Origin of the sequence: Antarctobacter jejuensis (genome assembly GCF_052266595.1) — a bacterium.
GTDB classification, from domain to species: Bacteria; Pseudomonadota; Alphaproteobacteria; order Rhodobacterales; family Rhodobacteraceae; genus Antarctobacter; species Antarctobacter jejuensis.
The window spans coordinates 1-19,383 of record NZ_JBQQXJ010000027.1; the positions used below are offsets into that span (position 1 = coordinate 1).

At 63.8% G+C, this 19,383-nt stretch carries 24 protein-coding genes and 1 tRNA gene; 8 read left to right on the forward strand and 17 right to left on the reverse strand.

The annotated features are described in order from the left end of the window. Nucleotides 1–425: 425 nt before the first annotated feature. The 5 genes from msrQ to ACTXGA_RS23135 form a co-directional block, all read right to left on the reverse strand. Entirely contained in the window at nucleotides 426–1,034 is a 609-nt protein-coding gene (gene msrQ / locus ACTXGA_RS23115; protein ID WP_443397083.1) for a protein-methionine-sulfoxide reductase heme-binding subunit MsrQ, read from the reverse strand. Further along, on the reverse strand, nucleotides 1,031–1,243 hold the full coding sequence (locus tag ACTXGA_RS23120; protein WP_443397084.1) for a GDCCVxC domain-containing (seleno)protein: 213 nt from the start codon (nucleotides 1,241–1,243) through the stop codon (nucleotides 1,031–1,033). Before ACTXGA_RS23120 ends, msrQ begins: the two co-directional genes overlap by 4 nt. Continuing rightward, nucleotides 1,240–2,178, reverse strand: a complete 939-nt coding sequence (gene msrP / locus ACTXGA_RS23125) for a protein-methionine-sulfoxide reductase catalytic subunit MsrP (protein ID WP_443397085.1) — start codon at nucleotides 2,176–2,178, stop codon at nucleotides 1,240–1,242. The genes ACTXGA_RS23120 and msrP overlap by 4 nt, the downstream gene beginning before the upstream one ends. 123 nt (nucleotides 2,179–2,301) lie before the next feature. Further along, nucleotides 2,302–3,246, reverse strand: coding sequence for an ornithine cyclodeaminase family protein (locus tag ACTXGA_RS23130; protein ID WP_443397086.1), 945 nt, complete (start codon nucleotides 3,244–3,246; stop codon nucleotides 2,302–2,304). Between the two features lie 11 nt (nucleotides 3,247–3,257). Continuing rightward, entirely contained in the window at nucleotides 3,258–4,814 is a 1,557-nt protein-coding gene (locus tag ACTXGA_RS23135) for an FMN-binding glutamate synthase family protein (protein WP_443397087.1), read from the reverse strand. A gap of 117 nt (nucleotides 4,815–4,931) precedes the next feature. On the opposite strand from ACTXGA_RS23135, the gene ACTXGA_RS23140 reads away from it, so the two are divergent. Next, nucleotides 4,932–5,375 (forward strand): DUF302 domain-containing protein, encoded by a 444-nt coding sequence (locus ACTXGA_RS23140; RefSeq protein WP_443397088.1) that lies wholly within the window; start codon nucleotides 4,932–4,934, stop codon nucleotides 5,373–5,375. A 227-nt stretch (nucleotides 5,376–5,602) separates the two neighbouring features. Beyond that, entirely contained in the window at nucleotides 5,603–6,088 is a 486-nt protein-coding gene (locus ACTXGA_RS23145; RefSeq protein WP_443397089.1) for a fasciclin domain-containing protein, read from the forward strand. Nucleotides 6,089–6,266: 178 nt separating this feature from the next. Here ACTXGA_RS23145 and ACTXGA_RS23150 read toward each other — a convergent pair. After that, a tRNA-Leu gene (locus ACTXGA_RS23150) sits at nucleotides 6,267–6,351 on the reverse strand. 149 nt (nucleotides 6,352–6,500) lie between these two features. Between ACTXGA_RS23150 and ACTXGA_RS23155 the strand changes: the two genes are divergently transcribed. Beyond that, a complete protein-coding gene (locus ACTXGA_RS23155; RefSeq protein WP_443397090.1) occupies nucleotides 6,501–7,484 on the forward strand; it encodes a complex I NDUFA9 subunit family protein in 984 nt (327 codons plus the stop codon). Nucleotides 7,485–7,505: 21 nt separating this feature from the next. On the opposite strand, the gene ACTXGA_RS23160 is transcribed toward ACTXGA_RS23155, so the two are convergent. From ACTXGA_RS23160 to ACTXGA_RS23175, 4 genes are all read right to left on the reverse strand, one after another. Beyond that, nucleotides 7,506–7,769, reverse strand: coding sequence for a DUF6455 family protein (locus ACTXGA_RS23160; RefSeq protein WP_443397091.1), 264 nt, complete (start codon nucleotides 7,767–7,769; stop codon nucleotides 7,506–7,508). A gap of 5 nt (nucleotides 7,770–7,774) precedes the next feature. Then, complete coding sequence (locus tag ACTXGA_RS23165; protein WP_443397092.1) at nucleotides 7,775–8,092, reverse strand: DUF6455 family protein; 318 nt, start codon at nucleotides 8,090–8,092, stop codon at nucleotides 7,775–7,777. Next, nucleotides 8,092–8,349 carry a DUF6455 family protein gene (locus ACTXGA_RS23170; protein WP_443397093.1) on the reverse strand — a complete coding sequence of 86 codons (258 nt, stop codon included), beginning with the start codon at nucleotides 8,347–8,349 and terminating at the stop codon, nucleotides 8,092–8,094. Before ACTXGA_RS23170 ends, ACTXGA_RS23165 begins: the two co-directional genes overlap by 1 nt. A gap of 97 nt (nucleotides 8,350–8,446) precedes the next feature. Beyond that, on the reverse strand, nucleotides 8,447–9,157 hold the full coding sequence (locus ACTXGA_RS23175; RefSeq protein ID WP_443397094.1) for a M48 family metallopeptidase: 711 nt from the start codon (nucleotides 9,155–9,157) through the stop codon (nucleotides 8,447–8,449). Nucleotides 9,158–9,316: 159 nt separating this feature from the next. Here ACTXGA_RS23175 and ACTXGA_RS23180 point away from each other — a divergent pair, with 159 nt between their 5' ends. Continuing rightward, complete coding sequence (locus ACTXGA_RS23180) at nucleotides 9,317–9,544, forward strand: DUF8831 family protein (protein ID WP_443397119.1); 228 nt, start codon at nucleotides 9,317–9,319, stop codon at nucleotides 9,542–9,544. A 6-nt stretch (nucleotides 9,545–9,550) separates the two neighbouring features. On the opposite strand, the gene ACTXGA_RS23185 is transcribed toward ACTXGA_RS23180, so the two are convergent. Beyond that, nucleotides 9,551–9,811 carry a DUF167 domain-containing protein gene (locus tag ACTXGA_RS23185; RefSeq protein ID WP_443397095.1) on the reverse strand — a complete coding sequence of 87 codons (261 nt, stop codon included), beginning with the start codon at nucleotides 9,809–9,811 and terminating at the stop codon, nucleotides 9,551–9,553. Between the two features lie 99 nt (nucleotides 9,812–9,910). On the opposite strand from ACTXGA_RS23185, the gene ACTXGA_RS23190 reads away from it, so the two are divergent. Both ACTXGA_RS23190 and ACTXGA_RS23195 read left to right on the forward strand, forming a co-directional pair. Continuing rightward, nucleotides 9,911–10,489, forward strand: a complete 579-nt coding sequence (locus ACTXGA_RS23190) for a nitroreductase family protein (RefSeq protein ID WP_443397096.1) — start codon at nucleotides 9,911–9,913, stop codon at nucleotides 10,487–10,489. After that, nucleotides 10,474–11,175, forward strand: coding sequence for an EI24 domain-containing protein (locus tag ACTXGA_RS23195; RefSeq protein ID WP_443397097.1), 702 nt, complete (start codon nucleotides 10,474–10,476; stop codon nucleotides 11,173–11,175). The genes ACTXGA_RS23190 and ACTXGA_RS23195 overlap by 16 nt, the downstream gene beginning before the upstream one ends. 74 nt (nucleotides 11,176–11,249) lie before the next feature. Here ACTXGA_RS23195 and ACTXGA_RS23200 read toward each other — a convergent pair whose 3' ends face one another. Together ACTXGA_RS23200 and mce are read right to left on the reverse strand one after the other, a co-directional pair. Continuing rightward, nucleotides 11,250–11,537, reverse strand: coding sequence for a DUF1467 family protein (locus tag ACTXGA_RS23200; protein ID WP_443397098.1), 288 nt, complete (start codon nucleotides 11,535–11,537; stop codon nucleotides 11,250–11,252). Beyond that, on the reverse strand, nucleotides 11,537–11,941 hold the full coding sequence (gene mce, locus ACTXGA_RS23205) for a methylmalonyl-CoA epimerase (protein WP_443397099.1): 405 nt from the start codon (nucleotides 11,939–11,941) through the stop codon (nucleotides 11,537–11,539). Before mce ends, ACTXGA_RS23200 begins: the two co-directional genes overlap by 1 nt. A gap of 136 nt (nucleotides 11,942–12,077) precedes the next feature. Here mce and ACTXGA_RS23210 point away from each other — a divergent pair, with 136 nt between their 5' ends. Further along, nucleotides 12,078–12,794 (forward strand): response regulator, encoded by a 717-nt coding sequence (locus ACTXGA_RS23210; protein WP_443397100.1) that lies wholly within the window; start codon nucleotides 12,078–12,080, stop codon nucleotides 12,792–12,794. Between the two features lies 1 nt (nucleotide 12,795). On the opposite strand, the gene ACTXGA_RS23215 is transcribed toward ACTXGA_RS23210, so the two are convergent. The 3 genes from ACTXGA_RS23215 to aspS form a co-directional block, all read right to left on the reverse strand. Beyond that, complete coding sequence (locus tag ACTXGA_RS23215; protein ID WP_443397101.1) at nucleotides 12,796–14,013, reverse strand: DUF1501 domain-containing protein; 1,218 nt, start codon at nucleotides 14,011–14,013, stop codon at nucleotides 12,796–12,798. Between the two features lie 3 nt (nucleotides 14,014–14,016). Further along, nucleotides 14,017–15,390 (reverse strand): DUF1800 domain-containing protein, encoded by a 1,374-nt coding sequence (locus ACTXGA_RS23220; protein WP_443397102.1) that lies wholly within the window; start codon nucleotides 15,388–15,390, stop codon nucleotides 14,017–14,019. A 92-nt stretch (nucleotides 15,391–15,482) separates the two neighbouring features. After that, nucleotides 15,483–17,264: an aspartate--tRNA ligase gene (gene aspS / locus ACTXGA_RS23225; protein WP_443397103.1), complete on the reverse strand. Its 1,782-nt coding sequence runs from the start codon at nucleotides 17,262–17,264 to the stop codon at nucleotides 15,483–15,485. 155 nt (nucleotides 17,265–17,419) lie between these two features. Between aspS and ACTXGA_RS23230 the strand changes: the two genes are divergently transcribed. Continuing rightward, nucleotides 17,420–18,649, forward strand: coding sequence for a class I SAM-dependent methyltransferase (locus tag ACTXGA_RS23230; RefSeq protein ID WP_443397104.1), 1,230 nt, complete (start codon nucleotides 17,420–17,422; stop codon nucleotides 18,647–18,649). Between the two features lie 13 nt (nucleotides 18,650–18,662). On the opposite strand, the gene ACTXGA_RS23235 is transcribed toward ACTXGA_RS23230, so the two are convergent. Continuing rightward, nucleotides 18,663–19,337, reverse strand: coding sequence for a CPBP family glutamic-type intramembrane protease (locus ACTXGA_RS23235; RefSeq protein WP_443397105.1), 675 nt, complete (start codon nucleotides 19,335–19,337; stop codon nucleotides 18,663–18,665). Nucleotides 19,338–19,383: the final 46 nt, after the last annotated feature.

Below are 19,383 nucleotides of genomic sequence, written 5' to 3' on the forward strand. Positions count from 1 at the left end.
CTCGCTTCCCATCAAGAACCCCTCGTTGGCGTCCCGTCCGTTCCGTCTGGCGTCCCGTTGTGCGCCTCAGCGCCGCCGGTGAAGGGGGTTCTAAGGTTATCACCCAATACCCGCAAGCAGTTTTTTCCAGAAACGATAAGATTTTTGCGCCGCACCTGAAAAATCACATAATTTCAGCATCTTGTCGCACAAATTTTTCGCTGTCACGGGGCTTTTTGACCGCTTTTCCGCCGCGATGCAGCATTTGGACCCGCAAGATTTTGGGTTTTCCCCGGCCTTAGCCCCAACTCGCGGCGAGTCGCCTGCCTGAATCACCCCCCGACTCGGCCCCTCAACCCCGTGAATCGCCCCCATCCCCCCCGACTCGTCGCAAAAAATCCGCCCGGAGGCGGATTTTTCTTCGATTCACTAACCGGACTGGCGTCTCAGGCGGTCCGCAATCTTGGTCTGACCTTAATACGCACCGCCAGCAGCCCGAGGATCGCCGCCATGTAGATCAACGGCTCGATCTGAAAGCCTTTGACCAGCATCACGTAGTGAAGCCCGCCAAGCAGCACGGCGCCATATGTCAGGCGATGCAGTTTGCGCCATGCGGGCCCCAGCCTGCGCACCGACCAGTTGTTGGAGGTCAGGGCCAGCGGCACCATCAGCACAAACGCGGCCATGCCGACCGTTATATAAGGACGCTTCAGAATGTCGGCCCAGATCTGGCTGAGGATCTGCACGTCCAGAACCAGCCAGACCAGCAGATGCAGCGCCACATATATAAAAGTCATCACGCCGATCGCCCGGCGGAACTTCAGCAGGTTCACCCCGGCAAACCGGCGCAGGGGCGTTATCGTCAGACCGGCGATGGCCAACTGAAGGGCAAACAGGCCAAGCGCGTGCTCCAGCGCCTTGATCGGCTCGACCCCCATCGCACCGGTCGCCGCCTGATACAGATACCACGGCGCCGGCAGGGCCAGCAGCAGATACAGCCCCCAAACGGGCAGCCTGCGCGCCGCCTTGTTGAAGTGATCCACAAGGATCGTCATGCGCAACATTCTTTGCCAGCCTGGATCGGAGGACAGGGGACCGTGCCGTATGAGCAATACACGCAGCAATCGCCCGCCTTTGGCCGCAGCAGTTTTTCGCAGCCCGGACACTCCCAGAAGAACTGGCAGGCGTCTTCCGGCATCCTTTCCCGACTGCGATGACCGCAGGACGGGCAGGTCAGCGTCGATTCCAATTCGATCCCGCTCAATAGTTCGCTCGCAGATCCATGCCTTCGTACAGGCCCGCGACCTCTTCTTCGTAGCCATTGAACATCAGCGTCGGCACGCGATTGGCGAACAACCCGCCGCCGATGCGGCGTTCGGAGGCCTGGCTCCAGCGAGGATGATCCACCTCAGGGTTCACATTGGAATAAAAGCCGTACTCACGCCCAAGCGTCTTGTTCCAGCTTGTCGGCGGCTGGGTGTCGGTCAGGGTAATGCGGACAATCGATTTGATCGACTTGAAACCGTACTTCCACGGAACCACCAGACGCACCGGCGCGCCATTCTGGTTGGGGATGGTCTTTCCATAGATGCCCGTGGCCATCAGCGTCAGCGGATGGCGCGCCTCGTCCAGCCGCAGCCCCTCGACATAGGGCCAGTCCAACACCGGAAAGCGGGTGCCGGGCATTTCCTCGGGCCGCAGGACGGTCTCAAAGGCCACGTATTTCGCTTCGGGCTTGACCCCGACGATATCCAGCAGATCGGCAAGCTCGAACCCGTTCCACGGAACCACCATCGACCAGGCCTCGACACAGCGTAAACGGTAGATGCGCTCCTCGATGGTCATCTGGCTCAGAATATCGTCCAGCGCGTAGTCGCCCGGCTTTTCGACAAGCCCGTCGATCTGGATCGACCACGGTTCGGTTGTCAGCATATGCGCGTTCTTGACCGGATCGTCCTTGCGCGTGCCGAACTCATAGTAGTTGTTATAAGAGGTGATCTCTTGCCATGTGTTCGGATCCAGCGCCCCGGCGTCCTGCGCCTGCGCGGCCCCGGGCATTCCGGACAGCGTCAGCCCCCCGATACCCGCCGCCGCACCGGCGCCGATCCCCAGACCGGCCAGCACGTTGCGGCGGTTCAGATAGTGACGCTCCGGCGTCACGTCGGCGCGGGTGAGCTTGTTCGTCCAGCGGTTGGCCATGATGTCTCCTTGGCTACTTTGGCTAAAAGATAGTCGAAGTGCGGCCACCAACAAACCAACACAGTCTCACGTTGACGTCACGCCCCTGTAACATGGTGGCCTATCGTGAAAGGGCTCGGCCGCTCAGATGCGGGTTGCTTCGTACCGGCGCACAGCCAGAACCGCCGCCGCGTAGTCGCCCAGAGAGATGCCGCGAAAGGCAAAGGCCCTCGGCCCCGGTCGGACCTTCAGCGATCCAGAGGCCAGTTCCGTCAGGTCGCCCGATACCAGTTCCAGAGGCAGCATCGGGTTTTCGCTTTCCTGTTCCTGCACCATGTCGTCGACAACAATCGTTCCAAAGGCCGACAGGCCGTCCTGCACCCACGGGATACAGGCATCTGTGATCGCGGCGAATGACGTTGGCTTCAGCCATCTTGCGTCCAGAAAGGGGCGGACAGAGAAATCCAGAGTAATGGAAGACACGACAAGGTCGGCTCCGCGCAGAGCGACTTCGGCGGTTTCAGAACGCTCCGCTGCCAGCCCCATGCCAACGGCCATTTCGCAAAGGCGCTCCGTATTGACGCTGCCGCGCCCGAAGGCACGGATACGCTTCAGGGGAAACAGCTCGGCAAACGCCTCCAGATGAGACTGGGCTTGGACCCCGGTGCCGACGAAAGCCACGGTTTCCGCGTTCGGATCTGCCAATCGACGGGCGGCAACCACCGACAAGGCCGCTGTTCGTACCGCCGTGATCCAGTTCGCGCCCAGAACCGCCCGCAGCAGCCCGGTTTCCGCGTCCAGCACCATGATGGCCCCGTTGATCGAAGGCAGGCCCCGGCCCGGGTTGTCCGGGCAAACGGTCACCTGCTTGACGACAATGTCCCCATCATCCCCCAGGGCCAGCGTCGACATGGCATAGCGTCCGTCACCGGGCAGCAGTGCCGACTTCGGGGCGGTGTGCAAGCGTCCCTGGGCCTTGGCGGCAAGCGCCGCCTCGATGGCATCCGCCACTTCGGACGGTGCGAGTCCCAAAGCCGCAAGGTCCTTATCAGATAGATAGATCGGGCTGTTATCTTCGTGCAACTTCACGCCGTCTCCACTCAGGGCGCCTTGGCGTCGACCTGCATCCGCCGCAGCGCTTCCTCGAACATCCGGTTCCCCGCCGCGCCGCCATCACCAAGCCGCACCGAGGGGTAGATCTCGTTCATCTGCACAGAAGAGCCGTCATCCTTGACCACCCGCACATGACGACGCCGCATTTCCCGCGGTTCCGCAACCCCGACGGAATGCGCGATCGTCTCCACCTCCGAGTTCACCGCCTTGGCGTAATGCGCAACGCGCTTGTCCTTTTCCTTGACCACAAGCCCCTTCTGCAAAGAGGGGATATGCGTTGTGATGCCGGTCGGGCAGGTGTTCTTGTTGCACTTCAGCGCCTGAATGCAGCCAAGCGAGAACATGAACCCCCGGGCAGAGGTCACAAAATCCGCGCCAAGGCAAATCGCCCAGGCCACGTCACCGGGATTGACCAGCTTGCCCGCCGCCACGATCCGAATACGGTCATGCAGGCCTGCCAGATCGCGCAGGTCGACCATGCGGATCAAAGCCTCGCGCAGCGGCAGACCGACAAGGTCGATCAGGGGCAGCGGGGCCGCACCGGTGCCGCCCTCTCCCCCGTCAACGGTGATGAAGTCCGGAGCGCTTTCGACGCCGCGCTCCTTCACCTTCTTGAAGAACGCAAACCACGGATCGGCAGAGCCCATGCAGGTCTTGAAACCGACCGGTTTGCCCGTCACCTCACGGATGTGGGAGATCAAGTCCAGCAGGTCGTCGAAATCGTCCACTTCCCGGTGGCGGTTCGGGGAAATCGCGTCCTTTCCCATTGGCACGCCGCGGATCCGGGATACCTCTTCGTCGATCTTCGCAGCGGGCAGGATGCCCCCTTTGCCGGGCTTCGCGCCCTGGCTCAGCTTGATCTCGAACATTTTGACTTCGGAATGCCCGGCAATCTCTCTCAGCTTGTCGTCACTCAGGTTGCCCATCTCGTCCCGCACGCCGAACTTCGCCGTGCCGATCTGGTAGACGATGTCGCAACCGCCCTCCAGGTGATAGGGTGACAGCCCCCCTTCCCCGGTGTTCATCCAGATCCCCGCCTTCTTGGCCCCCCGGCTCAGCGCCCGAACGGCCGGCTTCGAAATTGCGCCGTAGGACATGCCGGAGATGTTGAAGATCGACGGCGCCGCATACGGTTCGCGGCAAAAGGGACCGATCACCAGCGGCTCGGTCGAGGCATATTGATCGTCCAGCGGCGGAAACACCGCGTTCATGAAGATCGGCGTGCCGGGAATGTTCAGGTTCCGGGTCGAGCCAAAGGCAACCGTGTTGCCCTTGTTTTCGGAGGCATTGTAGATCCAGTTCCGCTGCGCCCGGTTGAACGGCATCTCTTCGCGGTCCATGGCAAAGAAGTACTGCCGGAAAAACTCGCCCAATTCGGTGAACAGGTTCCGGAACCGTCCAATGACCGGATAGTTGCGCCGGATCGCATCCCCTGTCTGGGTGCGGTCGATGACATACATCACGATCGCAAGCGCAAACCCGACCCCGATCAGAAAGACAAAGAACAACGCCAGGTACTGCAGCGCCGCCATTGCGTATTCCATATTCCCCTCCGCGAATGTGTTGATTTGCCTCAAGGCGAAGCCAACCCTTGAACGTTACCCTGACACCATCACAGAGGAATGGCACCCTGTCTGCCCATTTCGTGCAAGGGAGGATACATGAAACAGTTCATCTGCGCTGCGGCGCTTGCGATCTCGGCCACCGGCGCGCTGGCCGAAGGCATGGTCACCTATGACACCGACCAGAGCTTTGATGACGTCGTCTTCGGACTGGAAAACGCCATCATCGGCGCCGGTCTTGTCATCGACGCCGTCAGCCATACCGGTGATATGCTGGAGCGGACAAAAGGCGACGTCGGTTCGGACGTGACGATCTTTACGCAGGCTGACATCTTCAGCTTCTGTTCGGCGCAGCTGTCGCGCGAAGTGATGGAGGCGGACCCGATGAACGTGGTCTTTTGCCCCTACGATATCTTCGTCATCGTGCAGCCAGCCACTCCGGACACGACAACCATCGGGTTTCGCACCTACCCCGAGGGGGAGATGAAAAAGATCGAGGCGCTCCTCGACGGTATCGCGCGTGAGGCCATCGGCCTCGACTGATGTGAAGAAACGGGCCGACAGCGGCCCGCCAACCTTCTTGGATCATGCCGAAAATCGGCTTTTGCATCACAAAGATGTCAGTGGAAATCCGCAAGCACAGCGGCTTAGCAATCCCGCCTCAACGGTCAAGGCAGGCGCGAAAAAATCCTGCCTGATCTGAACGGTGCGCCGCGCCGTAGTCCTTCACGATGCTAACGAACGCATCCTTGATCCAAGGAGGACCAACAATGATCCGCAAGACATTCCTCGCCGCCACCGCGGCCTTCGCCCTGACAACCACCTCGGCCTTTGCAGGCGGCCATTCGATGGACATCGTCGACACCGCCAAGAACGCCGGTTCGTTTGAAACCCTGCTGGCCGCCGCAACCGCTGCCGGCCTCGTGGACACGCTCAAGGGTGACGGCCCGCTGACCGTCTTCGCCCCGACCGACGCGGCCTTTGCCGCCCTGCCCGAAGGCACGGTCGAAAACCTGCTGAAGCCGGAAAACAAGGACCAGCTGGCCGCGATCCTGACCTATCACGTCATCGCGGGCAAAGTGATGTCGACCGATCTGGTCGACGACATGAAGGCCGCCACCGTCGAAGGCTCGGAAATCACCATCGATCTCGACAATGGCGTGATGGTGGACGAAGCGACCGTCGTTTCGGCCGACATCGAGGCATCGAACGGCGTGATTCACGTGATCGACAAGGTCATCATGCCGGGCATGTAATCTCGCCCGCCACGGCAACCACGGAAAAGGCCCGCGTCCCGCGCGGGCCTTTTTCATGCGCAGCAAGCAGAGCCTGTCACGATGAAGCCTCAACAGGCCATAGCGGCAATGTCAGATACACCTACGCCGGGTCCCGCACGCAATGTGCCAACCAAACAATATATCTATGTTTGAGAGTTGGTGCCCAGGAGAGGACTCGAACCTCCACGACCGAAGTCACTGGTACCTGAAACCAGCGCGTCTACCAATTCCGCCACCTGGGCATCAGGAGCGTGAGGCAGGCGTTTAAAGCTGGTACCGGGGGGTGTCAACGGCCAATTTCAAGAATTCTTCACGCGGCAAACGGGCGCCTTGCGGGGACCGGCCTGCGCCGGTATTCCTGCAGCGCAAGCTGTTCCAGGGGAGAGCGTCCATGTCCAAACTCGTCACCATTTATGGCGGCTCCGGATTCCTCGGGCGTTATATCGCCCGCCGTCTCGCAAAAGAGGGCTGGCGCGTGCGCGTCGCCGTCCGCCGCCCGAACGAGGCGATCTTTGTCCGCCCCTACGGCGTCGTCGGCCAGGTAGAGCCGGTGTTCTGCAATATCCGTGACGATGACAGCGTCCGCAGCGTGATGCAGGGCGCAGACGCGGTGGTGAATTGCGTCGGCACCTTCGACAAGGGCGGCAAGAACAACTTTGACGCCGTCCAACACGAAGGCGCAGAGCGAATCGCCCGCATTTCCGCCGAAGAAGGCGTGGGGCGCATCGTTCATGTCTCTGCCATCGGTGCGGACAAGGACGGCGACAGCCTCTATGCCCAGTCCAAGGGCCAAGGCGAAGAGGGCGTGATGCAGCACCGTCCGGATGCCGTCATCCTGCGCCCTTCGGTGATTTTCGGACCTGAGGATGAGTTCTTCAACCGCTTCGCCTCCATGACGCGGATGAGCCCGATCCTGCCCGTGGTCGGCGGCGACACCCTTTTTCAGCCGGTCTATGTCGACGATGTGGCACAGGCCGCGGTCAAAGGCGTCATGGGTGATGCACAGCCGGGGGTCTACGAACTCGGCGGGCCGGACGTCCACAGCTTCCGCGAATTCATGCAGATCATGCTGGGGGTCATTCGCCGCCGTCGCCTGATCGTGAACATCCCGTTCCTTGCGGCGCGGATCATCGGCTCTGTCTCGGATTTCGTGCAATCGGTCTCGCTTGGCCTGATCCCGGCACAGATCACCGCCGATCAGGTGCGCAGCCTGCGCAGCGACAACATCGTCGCGGCTGACAGCAAGGGTTTCGCCGATCTGGGGATCTCACCCACGGCGGCCGAGGCGGTCCTGCCCGACTATCTCTGGCGCTTCCGCCCCTCGGGCCAATACGAGGCGATCAAGGAATCGGCGCAGAACCTGCGCTCGCACTAAGACAAAAATCAAAGGCGCCCGTCAGTGCGGGCGCCTAAGCTGCGTCAGCGTTTCGCTGTGCCAGCACCCGGGCGGCGGTGCCGAACTTTCCGCAAACTGCGAAGCCAACCACTGCTCACATGCGGTGACCAGCGCGCATCCCTGACAGCGTGTCACCATCCCCGCATAGGTTTCCGGCGCCAGCCTGCCATCGCGTATCGCTTCTGCCAGATTCACCCCCATGACACGCGCCACGCTACGCGTCAGAAAGAAATGTCGCTCGGGGCTGCCAAGAGACAGGGGCATCGGGGTCACTCCTTTCGCTTTTCCGCCTCCTGCGTGACCTTGAGGTCCGCAAGACGCTTCCGGTTGATACAGCCGTCGGGGAAGGGGCGGGTCTCGTCCACCGGCTCCGATAGCCAGCGCTGACAGCCTTCGCCCCACTGGCACGTCCGGCATTGATGCACGATCCCGGCCCAGCCCTCTTGCGTCAGTTCACCGGTTTCCGCGGCCTTGACCAAATCCACACCGGTTGCCCGCGCCATGCGCTGAACCAGCCAGTAATGCTCGTTCTCATCGCCCAGCACCTGCGGTCGAGTCGGCGCGCGGTCTGCTCCATCCATCGCCATCACCGCTGCTCCAAGGCTCGGAACAGGTCGGCATTGCGGCAATAGCTCGGGCTTTCGGGCGCCGGCGCTGTCTGTTCGGCCATCCAATGCGCGCAGCCTTCGGGATTGGTGCATTGGGCACAGCGCAGAACGGAATCCTCAAGCTCGGTAAAGCTCAGCGCTCCGCGCAGCATCTCTTCTTCAAGGTCCAGCCCCCGAACCCCGGCCATCCGATCGACCAGCGAGGCATGGCGCTTGAGCGCGTCTTGGCTGTGCATTCCGGGTTCCCTCTGTCCTGTGCGATTTGGGACAGTCTGCGGGACCGGTGTGGCCTGCGCCTTGACTCAGGTCAACGTGGGCGCGTCTTTCGCGGCGTCACTGCCCCTGCAGGGCGGCGGCCGTCTTGCGCACGATCTGGGCGCGGGCCGCGTTGGGCGGGTGGCTGCCAAGGAACCGGTTGCCCGGATCCGGGATCCGCGTGAAGAAGGCCGAGCCGCGCACCGGATCATAGCCGGACCGATAGGCGATGATGGTCCCCAGCTGATCCGCCTCCAGTTCGAACTCTTTGGAATAGGTCCGCGCGCCCACCGCCGCGCCCAGTTGCTCGGCATTGCGCACCGCTTCGGCCTCTGCCCCGCTGATCGCGGCGATCCCGGCAAAGACGACCGCGCCGATGGTCGCGCTTTCGCGGGTCTTGGCCAGATGCTCCTGCACGTGGTGGGCGGCCTCGTGCCCCATGATGAAGGCCAGCTCATCCGCGTTCCGCACCGAATTGATCAGCGCGATGTTGAACGCAAGGATCGGGCGGCCAAACCGGTCCTCTGTCTGAAACGCGTTGGCCGGTTGATCCAGACGATCGTCCACGACGATCTGGAAATCGCAATTCAGCCCGGAGGTCCGCGCCCGGCATTCGCTTTCGGCCACCGGTTCGACCGTGTTGACCACCTGCACGAACTGGCGCGCGGCCTGATTGGCGCGCACCTGCGCCTCGGACCCTCCGGCGCTGCTGGGGGCCGGAGCGGGCAGCATGACAGGCTCACAGGCCGCAAGCAGGACGAGGACAAGAGGCAGCAGGAGACGATACATGAGTGCAATTCCGCCAAGCGTGAGTGTTTCCTTGGTAATAGGGCGCGATGGCCCCCGGCGCCAGAGCGGGACGATCACTTGGCGGTGTTGCGCCGGATGCGTCACCCCCGGCGCACCGAATCGGATTGCGGCCCGATGGCCAGCCGATACACTTGGCCCATGTACAGCGTAGAACATGATTTTGATGCCACCGTCGTGACCCTCGTGGATGAGGGGCGCGCACCTCTGCAGGAGGATGTGATTGTCTCGGGCTTCGAGGATTGCATCACGGTCGAGCAATATGACGCCCGCACCGATACGACGCAGCGTATCACGCTCTCGATCTCGCAGATGAACGATCTGATCGCCGCGGCCACCAGCCCGGAAGGCGTCTATCGCCGCGAATAAAACGCGTCACTCCGCGATTCGAAACGTCTTGTCCCGGGACGTGGCGCCCCGCAGCAATGCGATCCGGCTTTTCGGAACGCCCAGCGCCTTGCTCAACAGCCTTAGGACGGCGGTATTTGCCTTGCCGCCCTCGGGCACCGCCGTCACCGTCACCCGCAGCTTGCCCGCCTCATCAAGGGTCACGGCGTTCCGCGCGGCCTTGGGCGTGACACGAACCTCAAAGGTCGTGCCGGGGCGGGAAAAGACAGAGAAGTCGGCGGATTTCATGGGGCGCTGCTACCCTCATGTGCGCCTTCGCGCAACTTTGCCGGTTGAATCCGGGCCGCGCCCGCCTGACATAACAGGCGCAAAGACGAAGGAGACGCCATGCCCACCCCGAATCCCCCCGCACTGGAGTTCCTGCTCAGCCGCCGGTCCCGCCCGGCCAAGACACTGACCGGCCCCGCCCCGGACGCAGAGGCGCTGGCGCCGATCCTGACCGCCGCCGCGCGCACCCCGGATCATGGCAAGCTGGAGCCGTGGCGCTTTGTCGTGCTGCAGGGCGCGGCGCTGACCCGGATCGCCAATGAGGCCGCCGCCGCCGGCGAACGTCTGGGCAAAAGCCCGGAGGACATCGCCAAGGCGCGCAATGCCTTTGCCGACAGCCCGCTTTGTGTCGCGGTGATCGAGGTGCAAAAGGACAGCCCCAAGATCCCGCCCGTCGAACAGACCTATTCCGCCGGGGCGGTCTGCCTTGCGCTCCTGAACGCGGCACTGGCGGCGGGCTGGGGGGCCAATTGGCTGTCCGGCTGGGCCAGCCACGACCGAAACTTCGTGACCGCCGCCCTTGGATTGGCCAAAAATGAAACCGTCGCCGGGTTCATCCACATCGGGACGGAAACCTCCGCACCGCCGGAACGCCCGCGCCCGGACCTGAGCCAGATCACCACATGGGTGTCGGAATGATCTTCGACGCGGTGTCCCGCGCCATCGCCCAGATGCCGGACCCGCGGTTTCGCGGTGTCTTGCTGCGCGGCATCGGCATCACCCTTGCCGCGCTGATCGCGGCAATCTTCGTCGTCTTCAAACTGATCGGCTGGATGGTCGGCGACGACGCCAGCCTGCCGTGGATCGGCACCCTGTCCTGGCTCGACGATGCCGCCAGCTGGGCCTCTGTGCCGGTGATGATGGTGCTCTCGGCCTTTTTGATGGTGCCCATCGCCTCGGCCATCACCTCGATGTTCCTCGACGAGGTCGCGCAGGCAGTCGAAGACAAGCACTATCCGGGCCTCGCCCCCGCCACGCCGCCCGGCTTTGTCGACAGCCTGATCGATTCGCTGGGGTTCCTCGGCACGATGATCGTGGCCAACCTCTTGGCGCTGGTGCTTTACCTGCTGTTCGCGCCGCTTGCGCCGCTCCTTTTCTGGGGGCTGAACGGCTTCCTGCTGGGACGGGAATACTTCACCCTCGCCGCCATGCGCCGGGTCGGCCGGCAAGAGGCACGCAAACTGCGCCGCCGCCACCTTGTCACGATCTGGGCCGCAGGCGTCCTGATGGCAGTCCCGCTGACCATCCCCATCGTGAACCTGCTGGTCCCGGTGCTGGGCGCAGCCACCTTCACCCATATCTTTCACCGGGTCGGTCGGGGCTGACCCCGGCCTTCATTGCGTTTGTGAAAAACCTCGGGGGGGCGTCCGAAGGGAGACGGGGGGCAGAGCCCCCCTCTTCACTTTACCTCAACCCCGTCCATCCGGTTGAACATCCAGCCGTCGATGTCCCGGACCGTGATCACCTCGAACACGATGATCGAGGCGACCAGCGCCCACAGCACAAGGGCAATGCCGGTGGTGATCCAGGCCTTGCGCTTGAGGTTGTGCTCTTCGGGGCTGCCCGCATGGGTGCCCGGTTCCACCGCCCCGACGTCGCCCTGCGTCTTCAGCCGGATCGGGATCACGCAGAGAAAGGTCATGAACCAGATCACCGCGAACAGGACCAGCGCCGAGGTTATGCCCATCAGACCTGCTCCAGTTCCACGAGGCAGCCGTTGAAATCCTTCGGGTGCAGGAACAGCACCGGCTTGCCATGCGCGCCGATCTTCGGCTCCCCCGTCCCCAGCACCCGCGCGCCGGTTTCCTTCAGGTGGTCACGGGCGGCGATGATGTCCTCGACCTCGTAACAGACGTGGTGAATCCCGCCCGAGGGGTTTTTGTCCAGGAACCCTTGGATGGGGGAGTTTTCGCCCAAGGGATACAGCAGTTCGATCTTGGTGTTGGGCAGCTCGATGAAGATCACCGTGACGCCGTGGTCCGGCTCATCCTGCGGGTCCCCCACCGTGGCGCCCAGCGCACTGCGGTACTGAGCGGCGGCGGCCTCCAGGTCGGGCACGGCGATGGCTACGTGATTCAGGCGTCCGATCATCTGTCGTCTCTCCATCTGTGACGTTGAAACAGGTTATGGCGCGCGGACACAGACCGGACAAGACGGTGCGACCCTTAACCGCTTGTTCACCGTGAACGGCCAATCTGTCAGGCGACTCGATGAGGAGCCCCCGAAAATGGACGAAATTGACCACATAGCCACCCACCTGCGCCCCACAGCGACGCGCCCATTGCTGGGCCTGACGATTCTGGTGGTCGAAGACAGCCGCTACAGCTGCGATGCCATGCGCCTGCTGTGCCTGCGCTCGGGCGCGCGCATCCGCCGGGCGGACTGCCTGAAATCGGCGCGCCGCCACCTGCGGGTCTACCGCCCCAGCGTGGTGATCATCGACCTTGGCCTGCCGGACGGGTCGGGGGCCGAGCTGATCTCGGAACTCACCGTGGCCTGCCCGCGGGTCGACGTGGTGCTGGGCACCAGCGGCGATACCTTTGCCGAAGAGGTGGCGTTGGCCGCCGGGGCCGACGGTTTCCTGGCCAAGCCGATCTCGTCGGTCGTGGCCTTCCAGAACGCGATTCTCACCGCCCTGCCCCCGGAACGCCGCCCCACCGGCCCGCGCCTTGTCTCCGACGATCCGGTGCTGCCCGATCCGCTGGCGTACCGCGATGACATGGCCCATGCCGCCGACATCCTTGGCGATGGCAAGAACGACGCCGTGCTGTCCTACCTGACGCAATTCCTTGCCGGTGTGGCGCGCAGTGCCGGGGACGGGGTCCTGCAACAGGCGGCAGAGGCGCTGGCAGAGGATCGTGCCAACGGACGGCCCCTGCAGCCCAATCTGACCCGTGTTTCTTCGCTGGTGAAGGACCGGCTGGCCGACCGCGTGGCGATCTGAGTTACAACAGCAGCCCCGGGTCGGCCCCCATCCCGGCCCCCGGAAAGATGCTGCGCTCCAACACGGTCCGGTCCAGACCGAACAGCCCCTGCAACAGCCAGGCCAGATGCGCCCGCGTGTCCCGCGTCGGCATCAGGTCCCGCCGTTCATAGAGATCCGCCTCGGCCAATCCCGGCCAGTCGGCCACAACGCGCCCGCCGCGCACCGCACCACCCGCCAGCAGCACGGCGCCGCCGGTGCCGTGATCCGTCCCGCCGGTGCCATTCCACCGAGCCGTCCGCCCGAATTCCGTCACCGCGACCACCGCGGTTTGCCCCCATGCCGCCGCGCCCAGCGTCTCTTTCAGCGTCAGAATGCTCTGCTGCAACTGGTCCAGCGCGCGGGGCAAGGCGCGTTCCTGTCCCTTGTGCGTGTCCCATCCGGTCAGCGAATAACAGGCGATCCGCGCCTCCTCCCGCAGACGCTCCCCCGCGAATTTCGCCAATGCCGCCCCGGCGGCGCGCTGCTGCGCAGGGGACATCATGTCCTCGCGCATGGCGGCCATCATCTCTTGCCGGTCGCCGGTAAAGGCCAGCGCATCGCCGTCCCGCCCCGCCAGATCAAAGGCCGTGGCCAGCGCCGCACTCATCGCCGGATCAGAGGCCATGACCCGCCGCGTCAGGTCCAGCGCCTGCGGCGACAAAAGCAGATCTGCCTCCGGTGACCAGCGGCTGACCGGCGCATCGCCCTTGAGAATCAGGAACGGATCGCTGCCGATGGCATAGGCGGTATCCGACCGCGCGCCCGGCAAGGCCTGCACCAGCCGGTTCAGCCAGCCATCCTGCGGCATCTGCGACGCGGGGCCGACCCCGGCCTCCAGCTGATCCTGCCCGTCGAAATGGCTGCGCTTGTCGCGGTAGGGCGTCGAAACCGCATGAATGACCCCCAATTCACCCGCCTGCCACAGCGGCTGCAGCCCGCCCAGCCCGGCATGCAGCGCAAAGCGCCCGTCAAGGTCCAGCGCCCCGTCGTCCAGATCGACAGAGGGACGCCCCAGCGCCGCGAAATCCGGATCGCCATAGGGCGCAACCACGCCCAGCCCGTCCATCGCCCCGCGCAGGATGATGACCACCAGCCGCCCCTCGCCCGGCGCGGCGGCAAAGCTGACCGGCGTCACCAGCGGGCTGGCCGCCAGCGAACAGCCGTAAACCGCGCCTTTCAGGAAATCGCGTCTGTCCATCCTCTACATCCTCTGGAATCCGGGAGAGGCCAGAACCACACCGATCCCCACCGCCCGCGTCTCTGCTGCCCCGGCGGCAAAGCGCACCTCTTGCGTCGCCCGCGCCCCAAGCGCCGTTTCAACAAATTCGCGCGGGTCCGGCAGATCGCGCCGCAACTCCTGCGGCATGGCAAAGGCCCACTGCAGGCGCGCAGCCATCCCCTGCGGCGTGATCCATGCGTCATCCGCCTCCGGCAGCCCGTCCGGCCCGCCCGGCTCCTGCCAGAACTGCCCCATCAGGCGCATCGGCTCGAACAGCCGGACCCCGATCCCGTGTTCCAGCGCCGTCTGCGGCACGTCCAGCGCGCGGCAGGCGGAGGCGATGAAATCGAAGGGCGGCTTGGCATTGGCCGGCGCCGGGCCCCAGGCCGCCGGATGGCGCAGCATCGCCTCGTAGACCAACAGCAGGTCGCCCTGCGTTTCGATCCACGCGTCCTCCATCGCGTCCACCAGCCCCTCATCGGGCGTGTCGGACACGAAATGCACCGCCAGCTTGCGCGCGATGTGCCGGGCTGTCACCGGATGCCGCGCCAGATCGCGCAGCGCGGCATGAATGTCCTCGATCCCCGCCGGATGATCGCCACCGTAGGACACCCCAAGAACCGTTTCGGCCCCTGGTTCGGCCAGCGGACGGCGAAACACCGTGCCCTCCTCGGGGGTAAAGGCCAGACCGGTCAGCAATTCCGCCAGTTGGCGCACATCGACCTGCGTATAGGGCCCGTCCACCCCCAGCGTGTGCAGCTCCAACAGCTCGCGCGCGAGGTTTTCGTTTAGCCCCTTCTGGCCCGGAAACCGCTGCGCCTGCGGCGAATTCGGCCCGGCGGCGGCATGCTGGTCAAGGGAATGCAGCATCAGCGGATGTGTCGCGGCAGAGATCAGCAAATCCTCGAACCGCCCGGCCAGATGCGGACGGATCGCCGATTCGACAAAGGGAGAGGTCGCCATCCGCAGCGGCCCGGCCTTGCCCTTGACCGTGAAGTGATCCGCCCAGAAACTTTCCAGCCGCTCGCGGAAGGGCACCTTGGTGCTCACCCGCCGCGCCGCATGCGCCGCCAGCCACAGGCGCTGATCCTGCCGCGCGGCCACGTTGAGCGCGCGCAACTTGTCCAGCGCCTCTTCTGCCGCCGCCGTGCCCTTTTGCCGATTGCGGATGCGGCCAAGGGCATAGCTCTCCGCCACGCGCGCCGAAAAATCCTCGAACCGCTGGATCGGGATGTCCTGCCCCACCCGGTCCGCCTCCAGCAGCCCGTTCAGCATCTCCCAGACGCTTTGCGGGGCGACAATCCGGGGGGACCGGCCACAGCCGAAGCGGATATCTGCAAGGAGGGGGTCGAACATGGGGCGGCCTTTGGTCCCTTCGCCCCCTGAATATAGAACAGGCGGGACGATGATGCATCGCCCCGCCTGTCTGTCTCGGCTGAAATGCGCTGTCAGTCCTGCGGAATCACGCGCAGCGACAGTTCCATCAGCTGGTCAGAGCTCGGCCCGGAGGGCGCGCTCATCATCAGGTCTTCGGCCCGCTGGTTCATCGGGAACATGATGACCTCGCGGATGTTCGAGGTGCCCGCCAGCAGCATCACGATCCGGTCGATGCCCGCGGCACAGCCACCGTGCGGCGGCGCGCCAAAGTGGAAGGCGTTGTAGAGCGCGCCAAAGCGGCTCTTGACCTCGTCCTCACCGTAACCGGCGATCTCAAACGCCTTCAGCATCACGTCCGGCTTGTGGTTCCGGATCGCGCCCGAGACCAGTTCGTAGCCGTTGCAGGCAAGGTCATACTGATAGCCCTTGACCGCCAGCGGATCGCCCTGCAGCGCCTCCATCCCGCCCTGCGGCATGGAGAAGGGGTTGTGCTCGAAATCGATCTCGCCGGTTTCCTCGTCCTTTTCGTAGATCGGGAAATCCACGATCCAGGCAAAGGCAAAACGGTTCTCGTCGATCAGGCCCAGCTCATGGCCCAGCGTATCGCGCGCCTTGCCGGCCACCCGCTGGAACGTCGCCGGTTTGCCGCCAAGGAAGAAGGCCGCATCGCCCACGCCAAGGCCCAGCTGCTGCCGGATCGCCTCGGTGCGCTCGGGCCCGATGTTCTTGGCCAATGGACCGGCCGCTTCCATGCCCTGCCCCTGATCGCGCCAGAAAATATACCCCATCCCCGGCAGACCCTCTTTCTGGGCCCAGGCGTTCATGCGGTCACAGAACTTGCGGCTGCCGCCACCGGGCGCCGGGATCGCGCGGATCTCGGTGCCGTCCTGCTCCAGCAGCTTGGCGAAGATGGCGAAACCGGAGCCTGCGAAATGCTCGGACACCACCTGCATCTCGATCGGGTTGCGCAGGTCGGGCTTGTCGGTGCCGTATTTCAGCGCCGCCTCGGCATAGGGGATCTGCGGCCAGCTTTCGGGCGCGTCCACCGACTTGCCGCCGCCGAACTCTTCGAAGATGCCCGCGATCACCGGCGAAACGGTGTCGAACACGTCCTGCTGGGTGACAAAGCTCATCTCGACGTCCAACTGGTAGAAATCGGTCGGTGAGCGGTCGGCGCGCGGGTCCTCGTCGCGGAAGCAGGGCGCGATCTGGAAATACTTGTCAAAGCCCGAGACCATGATCAGCTGCTTGAACTGCTGCGGCGCCTGCGGCAACGCGTAGAACTTGCCCGGATGCAGGCGCGACGGCACAAGGAAGTCGCGCGCGCCTTCGGGGCTGGACGCGGTGATGATCGGCGTCTGGTACTCGCGGAACTCTTTGTCCCACATCCGGCGACGGATCGAGGCGACAACATCCGACCGCAGCGTCATGGACTTCTGCATCGCCTCGCGGCGCAGGTCCAGATAGCGGTACTTCAGGCGGGTTTCCTCGGGGTATTCCTGATCGCCGAAGACGATCAGCGGCAGTTCGTCCGCTGCGCCCAGCACTTCCAGATCACGGACATAAACCTCGATCTCGCCGGTCGGCAGCTTGGCGTTCACAAGGCTTTCGTCGCGCGCCTTCACGTTGCCGTCGATGCGGATGCACCATTCGGAACGCACCTTTTCGACGTCCTTGAACACTGGGCTGTCGGGGTCGCACAGCACCTGTGTGACGCCGTAATGGTCGCGCAAATCGATGAAAAGCACGCCGCCGTGATCGCGGATGCGGTGCACCCAGCCAGCAAGGCGGACGGTTTCGCCCACATTGGCCTTGGTCAGATCGGCGCAGGTATGGCTGCGGTACGCGTGCATGTCGGGCCTCATTTCCTATGCGCAAAAGTCAGGCGCCGATACATCCTCAAGGCGGGAGGAAGTCAAGGGAAGCGCCGTTCATTTGGAGAGAATCACGCTGATCTGTTAACACTTACCCCCGGGAAAACACCAAATCGCCGCTTGGGGGCCTAGAAATGTGGGAGTCGCTCTTTCGCAACAGGCTGCGTGACCTGATCCGTCACGGCACGCTGACCATCACCTTTCCCGACGGAACGTCCGAGAAATTCGGCACCGGGGATGCGCCGGAGGCGCAGATCACCCTCACCGATCAGCGCGCGCTGCGCCGGCTGGTGCTGCGGCCCGGGCTGACGCTGGGCGAATGCTACATGGAGGGAACGCTGACCGTCGCCGGGGACGACCTCGTCAGCCTGTTCAAGATCCTGATCCCGGCCCAGACCGCCGGGGCCATGCCGCATTGGGTCGAAATTCCGCGCGCCCTCAAGGCGCGCCTTGCCCGCTTTTTGCAACGCAACACGCCCTTCACCGCCCGGCGCAACGTGGCGCACCATTACGACATCTCCGATGATCTCTACCGGCTCTTTCTGGATGCCGACATGCAGTATTCCTGCGCCTATTTCCCGACCTCGGAAACAACGCTGGAAGAGGCGCAGGCCGCCAAGAAACGGCACATCGCGGAAAAGCTGCTGTTGCAGCCCGGCATGCGGGTTCTGGACATCGGTTGTGGCTGGGGCGGTCTGGCGCTTTCGCTGGCGCGGGATCATGGCGTTGACGTAACCGGCGTGACCCTGTCCGAAAACCAGCTGGCCACCGCGCAGGCCCGCGCCCGTGTCGAAGGGCTGGAGGATCGTGTCGACTTTCGGTTGCTGGACTATCGCCTGCTGGACGAACGTTTCGACCGGATCGTCAGCGTCGGCATGCTGGAACACGTGGGCGCGCCGCATTTCGGCGAATATTTCCAAAAGGTCCGTGACCTGCTGACCGATGATGGCGTGGCCGTGATCCATTCCATCGTGAAATCCGGCCCGCCACGTCCCAACAATCCGTGGATCGACAAGTACATCTTTCCCGGCAGCTATGCGCCTTCGGCCTCGGAAATCTACGCTGCCATCGAAAACAGCTGGCTGCATCAATGCGATGATGAGGCCCTGCGCCTGCATTACGCGCAAACCCTGCGGCACTGGCGTCTGCGCTTCGAAGAGGCGCGCGATCAGGTCGAGGCGATGTTCGACGCCCGGTTTGTGCGCATGTGGCGGTTTTACCTTGCCTCGATGGAGGTGTCGTTCCGGGTCGGGTCTTTCCATGTGCAGCAATGGCAACTGGCCAAGCGCATGGACGTGGTGCCGATCACCCGCAATTACCTCTATTCAGATGCACAGGCGGCATGGTCCCGGGCGGCGGAATAGCCGCCCGACAGGATCAGAACGGCCGCACCACGTTGCCAGAGTAGAAATACACGCCCAACCCCATCGCAAAGACCAGCACCCCCGTCACGGCGTGCAGGACAACCGCCTCGGGGAAATTCTCGCGCTTTTCATAGGCCCAGGCAAAGGCCAGCCCGCCGAAAAAGGTCATCGCGGCAACGACCCAGCTCCAGTACATCAGGTGCGCAAAGGAAAAGATCGCCGCGTTCATCAGCATGGGCAGCGTCAGGCCCGCCGGCAGAATCGCCCCGTAGCGGCGAAAGAAAAGCGACCGGAACACCACTTCCTGCGGCAGCGCCGACAGAAACGGATAGAGCAGCGCGATCATCAGCATCAGCCCCGGGTTCTCACGCAGCAGAAAGAACGCGGCCTCGGGCGCGGTCAGTTGCACAACCACATAGCCCGTCACAACCGTCGCCGCCGCCACCCCACCGACAAAGCGCCATTCGATGCGTCGCACACCCTGCCCCAGTGACCGCCACTCGAACCCCGGCGTCAGGTGCAACAGCCCCAGACCCACAAACGTAAAGCCGAACAGCAGCGGAAACATCATGCTCGGCGGAAAGGCCGTGGCGATCACCAGCGGCACGATGATGAAAAAGCCGATGAACTCTGCCCACAGCTGCGCCCGCCCCGGCCCTGCCTTCAACGAACCCGACCAAAGGGACATCTGACGCTCTCTTTCTACCTGATCAGGCCATCAGATATGCAGTCAC

What these genes read in the sequence shown, in the direction of transcription:
- msrQ (WP_443397083.1), bottom strand. Translation starts at nt 1,034, where the DNA reads ATGACGATCCTTGTGGATCACTTCAACAAGGCGGCGCGCAGGCTGCCC.
- msrP (WP_443397085.1), bottom strand. Translation starts at nt 2,178, where the DNA reads ATGGCCAACCGCTGGACGAACAAGCTCACCCGCGCCGACGTGACGCCG.
- ACTXGA_RS23135 (WP_443397087.1), bottom strand. Translation starts at nt 4,814, where the DNA reads ATGGAATACGCAATGGCGGCGCTGCAGTACCTGGCGTTGTTCTTTGTC.
- ACTXGA_RS23140 (WP_443397088.1), top strand. Translation starts at nt 4,932, where the DNA reads ATGAAACAGTTCATCTGCGCTGCGGCGCTTGCGATCTCGGCCACCGGC.
- ACTXGA_RS23145 (WP_443397089.1), top strand. Translation starts at nt 5,603, where the DNA reads ATGATCCGCAAGACATTCCTCGCCGCCACCGCGGCCTTCGCCCTGACA.
- ACTXGA_RS23155 (WP_443397090.1), top strand. Translation starts at nt 6,501, where the DNA reads ATGTCCAAACTCGTCACCATTTATGGCGGCTCCGGATTCCTCGGGCGT.
- ACTXGA_RS23160 (WP_443397091.1), bottom strand. Translation starts at nt 7,769, where the DNA reads ATGCCCCTGTCTCTTGGCAGCCCCGAGCGACATTTCTTTCTGACGCGT.
- ACTXGA_RS23165 (WP_443397092.1), bottom strand. Translation starts at nt 8,092, where the DNA reads ATGGCGATGGATGGAGCAGACCGCGCGCCGACTCGACCGCAGGTGCTG.
- ACTXGA_RS23170 (WP_443397093.1), bottom strand. Translation starts at nt 8,349, where the DNA reads ATGCACAGCCAAGACGCGCTCAAGCGCCATGCCTCGCTGGTCGATCGG.
- ACTXGA_RS23175 (WP_443397094.1), bottom strand. Translation starts at nt 9,157, where the DNA reads ATGTATCGTCTCCTGCTGCCTCTTGTCCTCGTCCTGCTTGCGGCCTGT.
- ACTXGA_RS23180 (WP_443397119.1), top strand. Translation starts at nt 9,317, where the DNA reads ATGTACAGCGTAGAACATGATTTTGATGCCACCGTCGTGACCCTCGTG.
- ACTXGA_RS23185 (WP_443397095.1), bottom strand. Translation starts at nt 9,811, where the DNA reads ATGAAATCCGCCGACTTCTCTGTCTTTTCCCGCCCCGGCACGACCTTT.
- ACTXGA_RS23190 (WP_443397096.1), top strand. Translation starts at nt 9,911, where the DNA reads ATGCCCACCCCGAATCCCCCCGCACTGGAGTTCCTGCTCAGCCGCCGG.
- ACTXGA_RS23195 (WP_443397097.1), top strand. Translation starts at nt 10,474, where the DNA reads ATGGGTGTCGGAATGATCTTCGACGCGGTGTCCCGCGCCATCGCCCAG.
- ACTXGA_RS23200 (WP_443397098.1), bottom strand. Translation starts at nt 11,537, where the DNA reads ATGGGCATAACCTCGGCGCTGGTCCTGTTCGCGGTGATCTGGTTCATG.
- mce (WP_443397099.1), bottom strand. Translation starts at nt 11,941, where the DNA reads ATGATCGGACGCCTGAATCACGTAGCCATCGCCGTGCCCGACCTGGAG.
- ACTXGA_RS23210 (WP_443397100.1), top strand. Translation starts at nt 12,078, where the DNA reads ATGGACGAAATTGACCACATAGCCACCCACCTGCGCCCCACAGCGACG.
- ACTXGA_RS23215 (WP_443397101.1), bottom strand. Translation starts at nt 14,013, where the DNA reads ATGGACAGACGCGATTTCCTGAAAGGCGCGGTTTACGGCTGTTCGCTG.
- ACTXGA_RS23220 (WP_443397102.1), bottom strand. Translation starts at nt 15,390, where the DNA reads ATGTTCGACCCCCTCCTTGCAGATATCCGCTTCGGCTGTGGCCGGTCC.
- aspS (WP_443397103.1), bottom strand. Translation starts at nt 17,264, where the DNA reads ATGCACGCGTACCGCAGCCATACCTGCGCCGATCTGACCAAGGCCAAT.
- ACTXGA_RS23230 (WP_443397104.1), top strand. Translation starts at nt 17,420, where the DNA reads ATGTGGGAGTCGCTCTTTCGCAACAGGCTGCGTGACCTGATCCGTCAC.
- ACTXGA_RS23235 (WP_443397105.1), bottom strand. Translation starts at nt 19,337, where the DNA reads ATGTCCCTTTGGTCGGGTTCGTTGAAGGCAGGGCCGGGGCGGGCGCAG.